This is a genomic window from Paenibacillus faecalis (assembly GCF_900289175.1).
Taxonomy (GTDB): Bacteria; Bacillota; Bacilli; order Paenibacillales; family Paenibacillaceae; genus Paenibacillus_AQ; species Paenibacillus_AQ faecalis.
Window position 1 is genome coordinate 1,273,098 of record NZ_LT985747.1, and the last position, 14,991, is coordinate 1,288,088.

Genomic DNA, 14,991 nt, shown 5'->3' on the forward strand with positions numbered 1-14,991 from the left:
TTCATTACCAAAACAAATGATTCAAACATTATAAAAGGCAGGCCTGTAAATGAACTTTTCGTCCATTAAAAAGCCTGCCTTTTATTAATCTTCACCATTATCCTCACGCAAGGACTCTAAATATTGTGCAGTAGCTCGGTCCCGTGCTCTGCTCTTATCCTTCAGCCGCTCAATAGCGGGCAAAATCAATATATCGATTTCCTTCTGGACAGTATATGCTAGATCGTATTTTTCCTGGGATTCCAAATATGATCCAACTTCCATCAGTGCGTTATACCGATCCAGCTCTTCGCGCGTCAGCAGTCCCCGAACTTGTACACTGCAGTGTCTCATTTATAAGAACCTTCCTTTTTTCAGGACGAGTGTTATGCCACCAATAATAAAGAGATAGCGGAGATCTACCAGTTTTTTGAGCTGAGCCGCTTTCCAGCCCTGATATGTTTTATCACCGACAACAGCGATTCCTGCACCCTTTCCTAAAGAGGCCACCGTTCCTTTATGATGAAACTCGAACTTCCTCAATTCCTTACCTCTTATAGCAGATACGATGTTTTGCGCACAGCAAACGCCCTGTTGCATGGCGATCTGGGCTGTAGGCGGGTATGGGCGATCACCGTTATACACAAGTGAATTATCACCTATAATATAAATGTTCTCGTAGCCCGGAGCACGCAAATATTCATCTACTTTAACACGTCCACGTATCGTTTCAAAGCCAGCCGCCTCAATCAGACGATTTCCGCGAATCCCACCAGTCCATACGACGGTGGCAGACCGGATTTCTTCCCCTGTGCTCAACAAAACCCCGTTTGGTGTACATTCCTTGATCGCCACACCAAGCTTAAAGGTAACACCCTTTTTCTTCAGAACATCTATCGCATATTCCACTAGCTCAGGGGCAAAACCCGGAAGCGCAGTTGGCGCAGCTTCTACATTATAGATGTTCACAAGGGCAGGATCGACGTCAAACTCTTTACACAACTTGGGAATGCGGTCCGCAAGCTCCGCCACAAATTCAATGCCGCTGAAGCCGGCGCCACCAACAACAAAATTAATTCTTTCTTGCGGTTTACGTTCATTTTTGTACAAAGCAAACTGATACTCAATATGCTCTCGGATTAAACGAACAGAGTTAATGCTCCGGATGGACATCGCATGTTCGGCAAGACCAGGGATACCAAAAGTTTCCGGTTCGCCGCCGAGTCCGATAATTAAATAGTCATATGACAAGGTCCCATCTTCCAAAATAACCTTTTTATCATGAAGACGAATTTCCTGTACAGATGATTTGACCAAATCAATCTTGAATTCATCAATTAGCTTGGATATCGAAACGCGAGTATTTTCTATACTGTCAGTACCGGCTGCCGGCATATGCAAATGGGTCGTAATGTAGTGATAGTCATGCTTATTCACCAACGTTACATCAGCTTCATTATAGTTAAGCTCTTTCTGCAGCCGCTGTGCTGTCAATATGCCACCATAACCCGCACCAAGGATTACGATTTTCGGTATGCTGCTCATTCTCCTGCTCCTCCCGGCTTACTTCTGTATAAGTATGGTGTGATATGTTAACTTTCTGTGAATTTTTTAACCTCTAAAAAAAGAGAAGAGCTCTTTATCAGAGCCCGCTAAGATTTCGACCTGATGTTTCTTCGCTTAAAATACTGCTGTCAAAAAGTTTAAATCGTTACAACATTCTGAAAGCAACAGCGTTAGACGAAAAATATAAGCCAAGTATACAAATAAATGATAAAATTTATACTTTCTTAATATTTAAAAAATTGTCGATATTTCGTGTTTGCGCACAAGATATCACGTTAATCATATGCATAAATAGTGCAAAGATCAAGACATATTTTGACCGATAAAGGGATAAGATTCTCGCATAATAAAACAACCAACAAAGAAAGCGTAATCATTTGTGCCATAAGCATTTTGGCATCATTCTCGACTTTCAATGGTGATTCTGGACGGATATAATAGTATAGGATTCAATGAATCAGAATTATGTTAGACATCGTCTGTCTGATTCTAAATATATCATTACGGAGGTGCTTTCCTTTGACATCATCACCGCAGAATCAACCGATAACGGACCTTGTCATCATCGGTGGCGGCCCTGCAGGCATGTTTGCTGCATTTTACGGAGGCATGCGCCAAGCCTCAGTTAAACTTATTGAGAGTATGCCCCAGCTTGGAGGACAACTGGCTGCTCTTTATCCAGAAAAATATATTTACGATGTAGCTGGATTTCCTAAAGTTACCGCTCAGGAATTGGTAGATTCTCTTTCTCGCCAAATGGATCTGTTTAACACGGACATTCGGCTAGAAGAAAAAGTGCTATCGCTTGAAAAAATCGACGAACGTCACTTTGTGATCAAGACGGATAAAGATGAGCATCATGCCAAAGCTGTTATTATTACTGCTGGCGTAGGAGCTTTTGAGCCTCGCCGTCTCGAAATCGCTAATGCCGATAAGTTTGAAGAAAGTAACCTTCATTACTTTATCAGCGATCTAAGCCGCTTCAAAGATAAAAAGGTTCTTATTAGTGGTGGAGGTGATTCTGCCGTCGACTGGGCCCTTATGCTTGAGCCCATTGCCGAACAGGTAAGTCTGGTCCATCGCCGTGATAAATTCCGCGCTCATGAACACAGTGTGGAAAAGCTGTTTGCTTCCAAAGTGAACATCATTACCCCGGCAGAGATCTCTGAGCTTCACGGGGACGAGCACATTAACAAGGTAACTCTTTCTCACGTCAAAACAAAAGAAACTCAAGAGATCGAAGTCGATGATGTTATCGTCAATTTCGGCTTCATTTCTTCACTTGGTCCGATCTCGGACTGGGGAATCGCTATTGAAAACAATTCGATCGTGGTTGATTCCCGCATGGAAACAAGTATCCCGGGAATTTTTGCAGCTGGCGATATTACCACCTATCCCGGTAAAGTAAAACTGATTGCTGTCGGATTTGGTGAAGCTCCAACGGCGATCAATAACGCCAAAGTTTACATTGATCCTGAGGCCCGGCTAGCTCCCGGTCACAGCAGCAATATGAAACTGTAAATCATGAAAGAAAATTTTAAATAGAACAAAAAAGGTATCTACTATCCACGAACATATCAATCGGTGGATACGAGATACCTTTTCTATGGTTGTACGACATACATTATGTAGATATCTTCTTGAAATGTATGCCTACATCACGTTCTCTTATCTATAAAATAAATGGAACTAGTGAAGGATGCTGATGGAATCGGTGTCCAAGTTCCGTTTATGAATTTCCGCCAACAATAAAGTAATAAACTCACGTTCGAGCTTCAATTCAATAGCCATATGGTAGGAGTCAAGCAACATCTCGTCCGTCAACATAGCCATCCCTCTCACACCCCTTTCCTTTAATTTCCTAAATCTATCATATCAAACATCATATAACAGAACAACTGTTCCCTTATCCACAAGCTCCTGTGGAAATCCTGTGTATAATTTGTTGGTAAGTGTCGTAATTGCAGTTCCATCAACGTGGATAATGGGGATAAATGTTATACACAGGATATTCGCCTTTTTAGAAAGGCTAAAATTTTTTTGAGAAACAGTTAATATATATATCGGAATTTAATAGATAATTTTAAATACCCTAATATTCGTTCATATAATCTACTAATTTTCCTTTAAATGGTATTTAACTTGGACGAGTATTCACTTCTAATATCCATATCGCTCCAGTATCATCAAGTCCATAATCAAAGCCTAGTTGGCCAATGCCGGGAAAATGTCTTTCCAAGACTGCAATACAGTTCCGGGTCAATTGCCGCATCTCTTTTCGTTTTTCAACAGAATTAATATGGGGAAGCGAATTTCGAATCGCCGTTCTGCACGTTAGCTGTGTTCCTCCTTTGCACAGATTCGTTACGAACAAGCCTCGTCTGGCAAGCCTGCCAACCATCGCTCTAAACTCCCACCTCCCCTTTACTTTGACTACTTTAACGCGATAATCCAAAGGACGCCCGTTGATCGTAGCCAGATTTATTCCCTGCTGGATTATATATTTCCGTTTCAATTTCAATTTGGGTAGTACCTGAATCAAATCCGAAGATGAGCTGACAAACCCTGTACGCCCTTTATGGCTGACGTAATAGCCTTCATCGTCCTTTTGAATACGTATGACGCCGTTACCACCTGTTCCCACAACTGGTTTAATGACAACCATGTCGTGTTGTGAGAGCATCGACATCAGATCTTCCCGTCCGTAAGCTTTCGTTTCCGGAATATAAGGGATTATCTGAGGATCGGTCAGCAGTGCTTCCGTTTTGAGCCACTTGCTGGCTAATTGCCTTCCCGCCATGCTGCCAACGCCTCCCTTTATCATGACATACATTATATTACTCGGCTGTGAAGGTTCTCTCTTGGATGATTGTCCGGGTTATAACGCCTATTCCTTGAGTATGCCAGGCAAAGATCGATTGACATCTTTCCAAAAATTCCAATTTAAAGTATATTAGGAACAGATATTTTTTTGAAAATTTGTCCAAACGAAATAGAAGGAGGTTTTAAGTCTGGAAGCTCTATTTGAAGTGCTGTATTGGATAGCCATGATCGGAATGTCCGTTTCTCTCATCGGTATTACCCTCTTCATTTTTGTTATCGGATTCAAGTTTATAAAAGACAAGCGCACAGGTCTCGGTGCTGGCTGCATCGCATTTTCTCTTGTAGCCGCAGGCATGATCGTATTTATGCTTAATAAACAGTTCTTTTTTGCCTTATAGGAGTAACATATACGTGTTCATAAAACCGTTCTTCTTGATTTTATATATCGAAATACATGAGAATAAGGTTGAATCATCCTTAGAACAGACAGGCGGAGGTGATCTAGATGAATATTGAATTTGGCGAGCTCGACCATCTTGATAAAAAGCTGAAAGACATTCAAGAAAACACAAAAAAACTCTCAAATTTCGAGCGGGAAGTACATACAGACGATTTATTTCCAGAATCATTCGTTCAGATGTATTCCGATTTCTCCTCCTTACAAGAATTGTTGAAAGCGGCAGGTTATGAGGGGCAAAGCCAAGAAGAATTCGAATCATTCGTTCAAAAAGATTTTGACGCTTTTCTCGCAGATCATTCTAAACTTAGCAGCTGGCAAGAGTTTCAAGACAAAGCGGTTGCCGCTTATGTGGCAAGGCTATTAGGGATTTAATCATAATACATGAATGAAAATAAGTTAGAAAGCCGCCATTAAGGCGGTTTTTTCTTCATACGGTCTATTGCCCAAAAAGACTCTTAGAAACTACAGTGTCTAAATTTGCGATTCAGGGTAATACACTTTAAATCATTGAATATTTTTTATGATTTATGGAACTTTAATAAAATCATACGTATTAACTTCTATAAGCATCATTCTTCAGATATTTATTCTAGAATGATGAAGAAATAAGGATAGGAGTGACCGAATTGGACAGCAGTAACAATACTTCAAGTGAAACATTCCACACACTTTCCAGTGATGAAGCTTTAGCGTCACTAAACAGTCATAACGACGGTCTATCCCAAGAAGAAGCCGCCGCTAGACTAGAGCAGTATGGTAAAAATGCGCTCGAAGAACGTAAAGGAAAATCATTGTTTGCCAAGCTGCTCGCACAATTTAAAGATGTCATGATTATCATTTTGCTTGTTGCAGCACTTATTTCAGGATTGCTTGGAGAATGGACCGATTCCTTTATCATTCTGTTCGTCGTTGTGCTGAATGCTGTCTTGGGAGTGGTTCAAGAGAATAAAGCTGAGCAAGCGCTTGAAGCTCTTAAGCAAATGTCTTCCCCGAACGCTCGAACCAAAAGAAATGGTGAGGTTGTCCAGGTCAAAGCCGAGGAGCTTGTTCCAGGAGATATCGTTCTTCTGGAGGCTGGCGATGTCATCCCCGCCGATATGCGGTTAATCGAGTCTGCCTCTCTCAAAATTGAGGAAGCGGCATTAACAGGAGAATCTGTACCTGTTGAAAAGTCAACTGAACCGCTGCTTAAAGAGGATGTTGTAATCGGTGATCGTAAAAATATGGCCTACATGACAAGCAATGTTACCTATGGTCGGGGCGTTGGTGTTGTTACAGCAACCGGTAGCAATACCGAAGTCGGAAAGATCGCCGGATTTATTTCGGAAGATGAAGAAGAGATCACCCCACTGCAGCGCAAGCTGAATGAGCTAGGGAAATACTTTACGATCATTACGATCGGTGTTGCTTTGGCTATTTTCATCATCGGTATGGTTCAAGGCCGTGAAGTATTCGATATGCTTCTCACTTCTATTTCATTAGCGGTAGCGGCGATACCTGAAGGTTTGCCTGCAATCGTCACTATCATTTTAGCGCTTGGCGTTCAGAAAATGGCCAAACGAAAAGCGATTATCCGCAAGCTTCCGGCCGTTGAAACGTTAGGAAGTACGGAGATCATCTGTTCAGACAAAACAGGCACTCTGACCCAGAACAAAATGACGGTGCAGCAAGCATTTATCGGACAACATATGCAAGGGGCCGATCAAGAACTTGAAACGATGCAGGACTATGAACTGTTTCTTCAAGTGATGGCACTATGCAATGATACGAAAATTTCAAATGAAACGAATGGTGAAAAATTTACATTAATCGGTGACCCAACAGAAACGGCTTTGGTTGATTACGGAATCAAGCACGGTTTTGATAAGCGGGAAGGGGAAAAGAAATTCCCTCGAAAAGCTGAAATCCCTTTCGATTCTGATCGAAAATTAATGACTACTATTCATGAATTAAACGACGATAATACCGTTTATCGAGTAATGACCAAAGGGGCCCCTGATGTTCTGCTCGAACGATGCAGCCATATTCTGGTGAACGGAACGGTCACTGAAATAACCGATGAGCATCGCAAAAAAATTGTTAAAGCCAATAAATCAATGGCCGATAAGGCACTGCGGGTTTTGTCGCTCGCTTACCGGGATGAATCAGCGATACCAAGCAGCATGGAGCCGGAGGATGTAGAGCAACATTTAATCTTCGTCGGTCTTGTCGGAATGATCGATCCGCCTCGTGAAGAAGTGAAGGAAGCGGTTCGCATCTGTAAGAGCGCCGGTATTCGCCCAATTATGATTACGGGGGATCACCGTGATACCGCTACGGCAATCGCCAAGGAGCTTCATATTATCGAGGATGAGAGCGGCATTATTACAGGCAGTGAGTTAAATCAGATTAGTGATCAAGATTTTGAAGAAAAAGTGACGCAATATTCCGTATATGCCCGGGTGTCACCAGAACACAAGGTACGTATCGTTCAAGCCTGGAAAAAACGAGGCAAGGTTGTTGCCATGACCGGGGACGGAGTGAATGATGCGCCTGCGCTTAAAGCATCCGATATCGGGGTCGGCATGGGAATTACAGGCACCGAGGTTTCCAAAGGTGTCTCCGATATGGTACTCGCCGATGATAACTTCAGTACGATTGTTGTGGCTGTAGAAGAAGGACGGAAAGTGTACAACAATATTCGCAAAACAGTTCATTTTCTCTTATCCGCCAATCTCGGGGAGGTCCTTACCCTTTTCATTGCCACTTTACTCGGATGGAAGATTCTCTTCCCAATTCACATTTTGTGGATCAATCTCGTTACTGACACATTACCAGCACTTTCTTTGGGGCTTGAGAAAGCAGAAAGTGACATCATGAAGCGGAGACCGCGCAAACCATCGGAAAGTGTATTTGCCAATGGAATCGGCATAGGAATTCTTTATCAAGGTGCTTTGGAAGCCGCCTTAACATTGTTTGCTTACTATTATGGGCATACGCACTATTCCGAAGCGGTAGCCGTTACAATGGCCTTTGCCACACTGGGGATGATTCAGCTAACGCATGCATTCAACGTTCGTTCAACGACCAAGTCGATTTTTTCGATCGGTGTATTTTCCAACAAATACTTGAATGGTGCAGCAGTGATATCAGGTTTTCTCGTTCTGGTCGTCATCCTGGTTCCGTTCATGAATGATTTGTTCAGTGTCGTACCATTGAATGGCGAACAGTGGCTGATCGTTGTTCTTTCCGCCTTCTCCATCATTCCGATTGTAGAAGTCGTTAAACTCTTCATCAGACTGTTTAACCGCGAAAAATAATCATAAAAACAACGCCTGCGGGTCCAACCCGAGGCGTTGTTTTTATGTTTGGCAAACAGCTCCGCAGCCATCACACCTGTTACGAGCCCGGCCAGGGCGGCAGATCGCCAATATATCGGTAAGGGCCGGGTGCTTCGGGGCGTAAGTTTAACGATTGTTCCTTCGCATCTTTTGCGCCATGTCTCGAAATCCGCCCGTATATAGCGTTGCGGCCTAAAGCCTCGTTTATCCTTGCATCACGGTGAGTCTCCGCCAACTTCGTCCGCGTCACCATCTCGACGTATATACTTCCGACTTCCACCGCCGCCCTGCTGCGTCAATAATTCCGGTATCGATAGAGTCGCCGAGCTTTTTGCGCAAGCCATCGAGTATGTCACGGCCTTATTGTTCGGCGACCATTAACGCCCTTGGCGAGATTGGCACGCATGGATTACGCTGTTACCTGCCGGACGACCGTCCGGACTCGCCATTCAACGTTTTTTGTTACCGCAAGCAAGACCGCCTGTGTAACTGCAACAGCCGCGGCTTAATCCGACTAAATTGTGTAATCTTGTCAATACGCCCGTCTACGTAATCGCCTAACTTATCAAATGCACAATCGTCAGGTATTGCGCCAACTAACTCGCAGATTATTTCAAATATGCGTTATAGTTGGCCGCCTCCAACCCACGCAATGCCTGCGTAGCTTTTTTCGCTTCGCGCTGGATCGCTTTCCGCTTAAAGCATCCGCAACATCAACGATTACGGATACCGCGTGAAATGCAGCTTTCATAACCTATAGCCACAAAACGGAACAAATTATACGTTCAGGAGATGGAATTGAATTATTTACACGTATATAAATACGTGTTATGTTATAATAGAAATGTAAGGAGGTGATACAATGAAATGAAGGGATACTCTTCGAGGGAAGTGATCAAGATGATAGAAGCGGATGGCTGGTGCTACATAAGAGCGACAGGCGACCATTATCAGTACAAACACCCAACCAAGCCCGGCAAGGTCACGGTCCCTCATCCCAAGAAAGATTTACCGAAGAAAACCATAGCAAGCATTCTCAAACAGGCAGGGCTAAAATAAGCCCCTCCTAAGGAGGTTAATATAAATGTCAAAGTTAAAAGATCGTTATATCTTCCCGGCTATATTCGAATATAACGAGGACGGCATCTCCGTAGAGTTCCCGGATATCCCTGGCGCACTAACTTGCGGCGATACAGACGAAGAAGCGCTGTATATGGCGAAGGATTGCCTTGCGCTACATCTCTACGGTATGGAAGAAGACGGCGAACCTATTCCGGAGCCTTCGCGTGCTGCCGATATCGAAAAAGATCCTAATCAGGCGGTCGTACTAATCGAGGTCTGGATGCCGCCCTTCCGCGATAAGGTGGCCGATCGTGCGGTTAAAAAGACGCTGACGATCCCGAAATGGCTTGACGACCTGGCCGCAGAACACAAGGTTAATTATTCGCACGTATTGCAAGATGCGTTAAAGACGTATCTCGGAGTATCAGAACGCAAAAAAAACCGCGCTTAAGTAAAAACGCCCACTCACGGTATTATTCCGTAAGTGGACGTTTGGTTAGCTCAAAGTAAATGCGCATAAACTACCCTCATGACGTATAGCCAGCTAACGGCACAAAATGCACGGTCAAAAACGAAAAAGACGCCTTTTTAGGCGCTGAATATGGTAAATTTTTTTATAATAACGTGAAATAACGCAAGGATGCGCGAATAGTAGTGAGGTGGTTCGAAATGAGTCGATTTATGAAGCCGCTAAGCTTCGATACCCACCTTTAAATGTATCGATTATAGCGCTTGGTTATGCGATTAAAAGACAGTTAGTGATGAGAGGTAGTTTATTACTTTTTCTCGTAAATCAGTTCGCCATTAGTTGATAGAGGATAAAGACGAATGATAACGCGTTGATCTATCGCAGGACATACATTTCTTCGCGGCTGTCTTATCGGAATCTCTTATTTCCATGTGGGAAGAAAATCCGGCCGGAGAGTACATCGAAATCGAACGCGGATTTGTCGATAGGTACGATCCGAATATTGTACGCATTCGAAACGCTAATACCGGTAATCGAACGTATTACTTATGCGATACGGCGATATTTCAGCAAATATAGACGAAGAAATACTGCTAACCTGTTAATGGGCGCGGCCCTTTTATTTAGATTATACTGCCTGGCGTCTTCTGACCCGAAACGATCGGCGTTTTTCATTTGCACCTACCGTAAACTGCATTACCGCAACGATAAGAATCAACAAGCGCACAGCTGAAGGCACCATTACATCGTAGAATTGAGGCGTAAGAATATGAGACACCAACATAAACGTAGACAGAAACGAGCAACTGCGGCCATTTTGGCGGCGTTCCTATTCGTAGGGGCGACAGGCTGCGGAGATCAGGAACTTGGAAATACCGAAAGTGATGCCAGTTACGAAGAAAAGGAGGAAATTTCCACGACAGATAGTCGAAAACCGGGTGAGGTTTATATTGAGTTACTAGAGAAATACGAATCTAAGGAACTAACTTATAATACTTTTCTTAATGACTACGATGAATATTCGGAACAAGCTATTCCTCGTGATGATTTTAAAGGGATGCTAAGGGAGGCGCTCGCGGATAACGTGGTGGATTTAGATGAAAGCGAAGTGCTCACCGATATTGTAGAGGTTATAGGCGATTATGATGAGTACGCGAGCAAAACTAAAGAGGCTTACAACGAGTATGTCTTAAAACGCGGCCCGCAGCCGGAGAAAATTGATTCGGTGGGAGAACCTGCGAAAGCCGATCGCATAGACTTCGATACTGAAGGCCATCTAGCGGCAGCTAAGAAATACTATGAAAATTTTGCGATCTCAGAACAAGAATGGCTGAATAAGGTCGCAGCAGAGTCCATGAATGAACTCAAGAACTTAGTGAACGGTTTGAGCGATAGCGAATGGAAAGCGCTGCAACCGAGCTACGAAAGCATATCCAAAGACTTTTACGATGCGCCGAACGCCATGCTATCGCTGTTCGCGAATGAGGTCGATGCCTATCGGGCAACACACTGAAGCGGTTTAACACATCGAGGCATCAAAAGGCGATGTCAACCAGGCGAATTTACGGCCTAACGTAGAGTCCAACGCGAGCGCTACACACCGGATTACGTGCGCATTCGAAACGCTAAAGACCAGTAACCTAACGCATTATTCTCGTAATACAGCGATGTTTCAACGGATATAGAATGAACAAAAAACGCCTAGCTGTCACAAAACATCAGCGGCAAATTAGGTGTTTTCTATTAGGTGGAGGGTTAGGCAGGTAGGGTACGAGAAAAAAACGATAATACTACGCTAAATTTACGGATCAAAGAAGCGCAGTAACTAACGACTAATTCTCGCTAGTTACTGCGCTTTTTAATTCAATACAACGAGACCTATAAATGCGGCCAAAGTCGTCCCTTCACGGAGTCAATTTATTTTTGGGCAGGAAACGCTTTTTCAACTAACTTGATCAGTGGACTTGCTTTGACGTGATCCGTTCTTAAGTCCTCGTCAGCTAAAGCAACGTACCGCTTCGTCATAGTAATATCCACGTAGCCTAACGTTTTTTTGTAAACTGAACGCCGAAGCGCCATTACGAATAAATTCAAGCGCAAAAGCATGGCGTAAAGCATATGGCGTTATATGTACACCTACTTTTTTGCTATGTCGCTCAAGTCTATCCCCCATGTATGTCTGTTTAAATGGTTTCCGGACTCCGTACTAAAAACCTGCACCTTATTCACCCATGAGCGCGGGCGCATTCTTACGAAGTGCTTCAGCGCATCTACGGTAACCGGGGATATATTAAGCGTTCGGGAAACGCGAGTCTTTGCCACTTTATCTGGCACCCGTATCCATCCGGATATTAGATTAAAATCGTTGGGCTGTAGCGCAAGAACTTCCGAAGGCCTTATACCTGTATCCAGCGTAAGAAGTATGAGAGCGTAGTCACGCATACCAGCACGATTTTCTTCGATAAGCTGTAGCAGCAACTTTGTAACCTCCGCAGAAATCGGAAACATTTGCGGTTTCCGATTTATATTCTGCCCTCCACTTAGTGATATGAATCTCGTTTGAAAGTCAATATCCCCCGTTCGCAATCCTAACATTTCTGAAATTCGACAACCAGAATCCAACATCAAACATATCGCTACATAATCCCTAAAACCAACGAAATCACGACGGTTGGGTTGCGCTAATATCGCAATTACTTCTTCATCCGTAAGGCAGTTTGTCAAATCGATATCCTGGCGCAGTAACTTCAATTTGGAGGTCGGATTGATCTCGATTAATTCATCGCGCTCAAGTTGGTTAAATATAGCTTTTAGCGTACGCAACCGAATATTGATCGTAGTATCGGATAGTCCAACTCGTTTGATTTTCAATTGATATATATTTATGCCCCTCATAACGAACCTTATCGTACTTCATATACGATATGTGGTCACGAAAATTACTGATCGTCAGTTGACCAACGTATTCGATATCGGATGAAATTCGCGAACCCAATCAACGAAATAACCGAAATGCTTCTTATAATCCGCTAAAGTCCTTTCGCGTAGACCCTCCGTTCTCTTTGTAACGATAACTAAATCGATCGCCTGGTCAAACGTCAGTTCTGGATACTGTTTCATAGTTCTTGCGCCTACTGGAACGCGTCGTTCACGCTTTTTTAATGACATACAAAAAGACCTCCATAGGTTTGATAGTACGTGACTATCACGCTATAGAGGCCGTCATCCACAACCCAGAAACAGCGTTTTTAGGGTTGTTAATGTTCATCGTGCGGGGTTGTTAATGCTTCATTTTCCCGGAAACAGTTCGTAACCCCGAACGCGTACTCCCGTGTCGCTAGCGCTTCGGCTTCCGTTCAGATCAACGGGCGAAAAACCGCGTCACTACGGCGATTAGCAAGGCTCCGCATTTGGCTTGCCTGCATCGTTTTTCGTACGGAAGGAGCTTCCGCAGCCACAGGTTACCGTAGCGTTTGGATTATGAATGGTGAACCCGCCTGTCATGCCGGATTCCTCAAAATCAATCTCGAGACCATTCAAATACTTCATGCTATCCTTATCAACTACAACCTTCATATCGGCAACGTCCATATATACATCATCTTCCGTTTCGTCGTCGTCAAATCCCATAGCGTAGGAAAAACCGCTGCACCCGCCGGACGTGACGCCTAAACGAAGGAACATATTCGGTGTTTCCTGCTCTGCAAGCATTTCTTTCAAACGTTCTGCTGCAGCATCACTGATTGTTATCATAGGTCACCCCTCCTTTTCGTTCACTTTTTAGTATACTCCACAACAAAGTAACGCTCAAGCGGCTGATTTACTCGACAAAATCTTTTATAGTCTTCCCTTTTCCTCCATATGTATTGCTACCCTGAGAGGTCAGGTTTATAATAAGGAAGGAACTGAAGAGGCCAAGTGTTGGATTTCTGTCACATCCGGCAGCCTGTGCTGCCTATTTAATGTGTCCGTGTTCATAGTTGTATATTTTTTCACAAAATTTTTTAATTATAACTACTTGCCTCTATGTATATCAATCCGTTAGCGAAATATTCATTAAGACGGACAATTTCTGCATTTTTGTATCCATATACCGGTACTTAAATGCATGATAAGGAGGAACTATATGTCCACATTTGTAAGCCCTTTAATGGACAAAAGGATGGCCGAAATCGTTGAGAAAGTCCAAAACGGAGTTCGCTTGGACCTTGAAGACGGTATCTATTTGTATCAAACTGATGACCTTCTGACCCTGGGGCAGCTTGCGAACGAGGCAAATCTGCGTAAAAACGGGAAAAAGGTTTATTTTATCGAGAACATGAGCTTGTATTTCACCAATGTGTGTGAATCCCGCTGTGCTTTTTGCAACTTTCGTAAAGACGAGGGAGAAGAAGGCTCTTATACTCTTTCCGGTCCGGAAATGATTCAATATGTAGAAGAACACTTTCATCCGGGTATTCGGGAATTTCATATCGTTGGTGGTCATAACAACCATGTGCCGTTTCAATACTATGTGGATTCGTTAAAAGCTCTGAATGAACGCTTTCCGGATGTGACACTGAAGGCGTATACGGCAGCGGAAATTGAATTCTTCACTCGGATCAGCGGCCTTAGCATTAAGGAAGTGCTCCAAGAACTGCAAAAAGCAGGGCTGAAATCGCTAACCGGGGGCGGTGCTGAAATACTATCAGATCAATACCGTCAGAAAATGAAAGTCGACAAAGCCAATGTAGAGCAATATCTTGAGGTCCATCGTGTTGCACATCAGCTTGGTATGAAGACACATACTACGATGCTATACGGATCGATTGAAAGTCACGAAGATCGTATTCGTCACATGATGCAAATTCGGGAGCTGCAAGATGAAACGAACGGATTTATGGTGTTTATTCCGCTCTCCATGCAACCAAGGAATAAAAATGCAGGCATCATGCGACGCAATTCGGCTTATGAGGACCTGAAGACCATTGCAATCAGCCGTCTCATGCTGGATAACATCGACCACGTTAAAGCTTATTTCATCAATATTGGTTCTCAGTTAACACAGGTCGCTCTCAGCTTCGGAGCATCCGATGTGCATGGTACGATCCTGAAAGAACGAATAAGCCATGCTGCTGGCGCATTAACACCTGAAGGTCTGACCCGAAAAGAGCTGGTTTGGCTGATTAAAGGAGCTGGCCGGATTCCGGTAGAGCGCGATACATTCTATAACGAAATTAAAGTGTACGAATAATAAAGTTCCAAAATACGGATATCAGGTTAAAGAGATAATATAGAGCTCTGTTTTCTTATCTCTTAGAAAGGAAGACATA

The 14,991-nt window shown here is 43.4% G+C and carries 16 protein-coding genes; 8 read left to right on the top strand and 8 right to left on the bottom strand.

Going from position 1 to position 14,991, the window contains the following annotated elements:
- Window positions 1-84 precede the first annotated feature (84 nt).
- Together C8268_RS06165 and C8268_RS06170 are read right to left on the bottom strand one after the other, a co-directional pair.
- Window positions 85-333 carry a hypothetical protein gene (locus C8268_RS06165; protein ID WP_106766869.1) on the bottom strand — a complete coding sequence of 83 codons (249 nt, stop codon included), beginning with the start codon at window positions 331-333 and terminating at the stop codon, window positions 85-87.
- Entirely contained in the window at window positions 334-1,524 is a 1,191-nt protein-coding gene (locus C8268_RS06170) for an NAD(P)/FAD-dependent oxidoreductase (protein WP_106766870.1), read from the bottom strand. It lies immediately after the preceding gene.
- A gap of 540 nt (window positions 1,525-2,064) precedes the next feature.
- Between C8268_RS06170 and C8268_RS06175 the strand changes: the two genes are divergently transcribed.
- The gene (locus C8268_RS06175; protein WP_272939321.1) at window positions 2,065-3,066 is read left to right on the top strand and encodes an NAD(P)/FAD-dependent oxidoreductase; all 1,002 of its coding nucleotides are present in this window, start codon (window positions 2,065-2,067) and stop codon (window positions 3,064-3,066) included.
- A 168-nt stretch (window positions 3,067-3,234) separates the two neighbouring features.
- On the opposite strand, the gene sda is transcribed toward C8268_RS06175, so the two are convergent.
- Window positions 3,235-3,378, bottom strand: a complete 144-nt coding sequence (gene sda, locus C8268_RS06180) for a sporulation histidine kinase inhibitor Sda (protein WP_106766872.1) — start codon at window positions 3,376-3,378, stop codon at window positions 3,235-3,237.
- Between the two features lie 304 nt (window positions 3,379-3,682).
- Complete coding sequence (locus tag C8268_RS06185; protein ID WP_106766873.1) at window positions 3,683-4,345, bottom strand: YheC/YheD family protein; 663 nt, start codon at window positions 4,343-4,345, stop codon at window positions 3,683-3,685.
- Window positions 4,346-4,574: 229 nt separating this feature from the next.
- Here C8268_RS06185 and C8268_RS06190 point away from each other — a divergent pair, with 229 nt between their 5' ends.
- From C8268_RS06190 to C8268_RS06200, 3 genes are all read left to right on the top strand, one after another.
- Window positions 4,575-4,766, top strand: a complete 192-nt coding sequence (locus C8268_RS06190; RefSeq protein WP_337441786.1) for a hypothetical protein — start codon at window positions 4,575-4,577, stop codon at window positions 4,764-4,766.
- Window positions 4,767-4,873: 107 nt separating this feature from the next.
- A complete protein-coding gene (locus C8268_RS06195; RefSeq protein WP_106766875.1) occupies window positions 4,874-5,200 on the top strand; it encodes a hypothetical protein in 327 nt (108 codons plus the stop codon).
- A 254-nt stretch (window positions 5,201-5,454) separates the two neighbouring features.
- Entirely contained in the window at window positions 5,455-8,127 is a 2,673-nt protein-coding gene (locus tag C8268_RS06200) for a calcium-translocating P-type ATPase, SERCA-type (protein WP_106766876.1), read from the top strand.
- 79 nt (window positions 8,128-8,206) lie between these two features.
- Here the strand turns inward: C8268_RS06200 and C8268_RS22910 are convergent, their stop codons facing one another.
- Window positions 8,207-8,428: a hypothetical protein gene (locus tag C8268_RS22910; RefSeq protein ID WP_199794817.1), complete on the bottom strand. Its 222-nt coding sequence runs from the start codon at window positions 8,426-8,428 to the stop codon at window positions 8,207-8,209.
- 587 nt (window positions 8,429-9,015) lie between these two features.
- Between C8268_RS22910 and C8268_RS06210 the strand changes: the two genes are divergently transcribed.
- The 3 genes from C8268_RS06210 (at window position 9,016) to C8268_RS06225 (ending at window position 11,192) form a co-directional block, all read left to right on the top strand.
- On the top strand, window positions 9,016-9,207 hold the full coding sequence (locus C8268_RS06210; RefSeq protein WP_106766877.1) for a type II toxin-antitoxin system HicA family toxin: 192 nt from the start codon (window positions 9,016-9,018) through the stop codon (window positions 9,205-9,207).
- Window positions 9,208-9,232: 25 nt separating this feature from the next.
- Window positions 9,233-9,661: a type II toxin-antitoxin system HicB family antitoxin gene (locus C8268_RS06215; protein ID WP_106766878.1), complete on the top strand. Its 429-nt coding sequence runs from the start codon at window positions 9,233-9,235 to the stop codon at window positions 9,659-9,661.
- Window positions 9,662-10,448: 787 nt separating this feature from the next.
- On the top strand, window positions 10,449-11,192 hold the full coding sequence (locus tag C8268_RS06225; protein WP_106766880.1) for a hypothetical protein: 744 nt from the start codon (window positions 10,449-10,451) through the stop codon (window positions 11,190-11,192).
- A gap of 623 nt (window positions 11,193-11,815) precedes the next feature.
- Here C8268_RS06225 and C8268_RS06235 read toward each other — a convergent pair.
- From C8268_RS06235 to C8268_RS06245, 3 genes are all read right to left on the bottom strand, one after another.
- Complete coding sequence (locus C8268_RS06235; protein ID WP_106766882.1) at window positions 11,816-12,574, bottom strand: site-specific integrase; 759 nt, start codon at window positions 12,572-12,574, stop codon at window positions 11,816-11,818.
- Window positions 12,575-12,628: 54 nt separating this feature from the next.
- The gene (locus C8268_RS23095; protein WP_106766883.1) at window positions 12,629-12,847 is read right to left on the bottom strand and encodes a hypothetical protein; all 219 of its coding nucleotides are present in this window, start codon (window positions 12,845-12,847) and stop codon (window positions 12,629-12,631) included.
- Window positions 12,848-13,072: 225 nt separating this feature from the next.
- Window positions 13,073-13,432: a HesB/IscA family protein gene (locus C8268_RS06245; RefSeq protein WP_106766884.1), complete on the bottom strand. Its 360-nt coding sequence runs from the start codon at window positions 13,430-13,432 to the stop codon at window positions 13,073-13,075.
- Window positions 13,433-13,805: 373 nt separating this feature from the next.
- On the opposite strand from C8268_RS06245, the gene mqnE reads away from it, so the two are divergent.
- Entirely contained in the window at window positions 13,806-14,912 is a 1,107-nt protein-coding gene (mqnE, locus tag C8268_RS06250; protein ID WP_106766885.1) for an aminofutalosine synthase MqnE, read from the top strand.
- The last annotated feature ends 79 nt before the right edge of the window (window positions 14,913-14,991 follow it).

Excerpts from the sequence above, each read along its gene's own strand:
- C8268_RS06165 (WP_106766869.1), bottom strand. The coding sequence starts at position 333 with ATGAGACACTGCAGTGTACAAGTTCGGGGACTGCTGACGCGCGAAGAG.
- C8268_RS06170 (WP_106766870.1), bottom strand. The coding sequence starts at position 1,524 with ATGAGCAGCATACCGAAAATCGTAATCCTTGGTGCGGGTTATGGTGGC.
- sda (WP_106766872.1), bottom strand. The coding sequence starts at position 3,378 with ATGGCTATGTTGACGGACGAGATGTTGCTTGACTCCTACCATATGGCT.
- C8268_RS06185 (WP_106766873.1), bottom strand. The coding sequence starts at position 4,345 with ATGGCGGGAAGGCAATTAGCCAGCAAGTGGCTCAAAACGGAAGCACTG.
- C8268_RS06195 (WP_106766875.1), top strand. The coding sequence starts at position 4,874 with ATGAATATTGAATTTGGCGAGCTCGACCATCTTGATAAAAAGCTGAAA.
- C8268_RS06210 (WP_106766877.1), top strand. The coding sequence starts at position 9,016 with ATGAAGGGATACTCTTCGAGGGAAGTGATCAAGATGATAGAAGCGGAT.
- C8268_RS06215 (WP_106766878.1), top strand. The coding sequence starts at position 9,233 with ATGTCAAAGTTAAAAGATCGTTATATCTTCCCGGCTATATTCGAATAT.
- C8268_RS06225 (WP_106766880.1), top strand. The coding sequence starts at position 10,449 with ATGAGACACCAACATAAACGTAGACAGAAACGAGCAACTGCGGCCATT.
- C8268_RS06235 (WP_106766882.1), bottom strand. The coding sequence starts at position 12,574 with ATGAGGGGCATAAATATATATCAATTGAAAATCAAACGAGTTGGACTA.
- C8268_RS23095 (WP_106766883.1), bottom strand. The coding sequence starts at position 12,847 with ATGTCATTAAAAAAGCGTGAACGACGCGTTCCAGTAGGCGCAAGAACT.
- C8268_RS06245 (WP_106766884.1), bottom strand. The coding sequence starts at position 13,432 with ATGATAACAATCAGTGATGCTGCAGCAGAACGTTTGAAAGAAATGCTT.
- mqnE (WP_106766885.1), top strand. The coding sequence starts at position 13,806 with ATGTCCACATTTGTAAGCCCTTTAATGGACAAAAGGATGGCCGAAATC.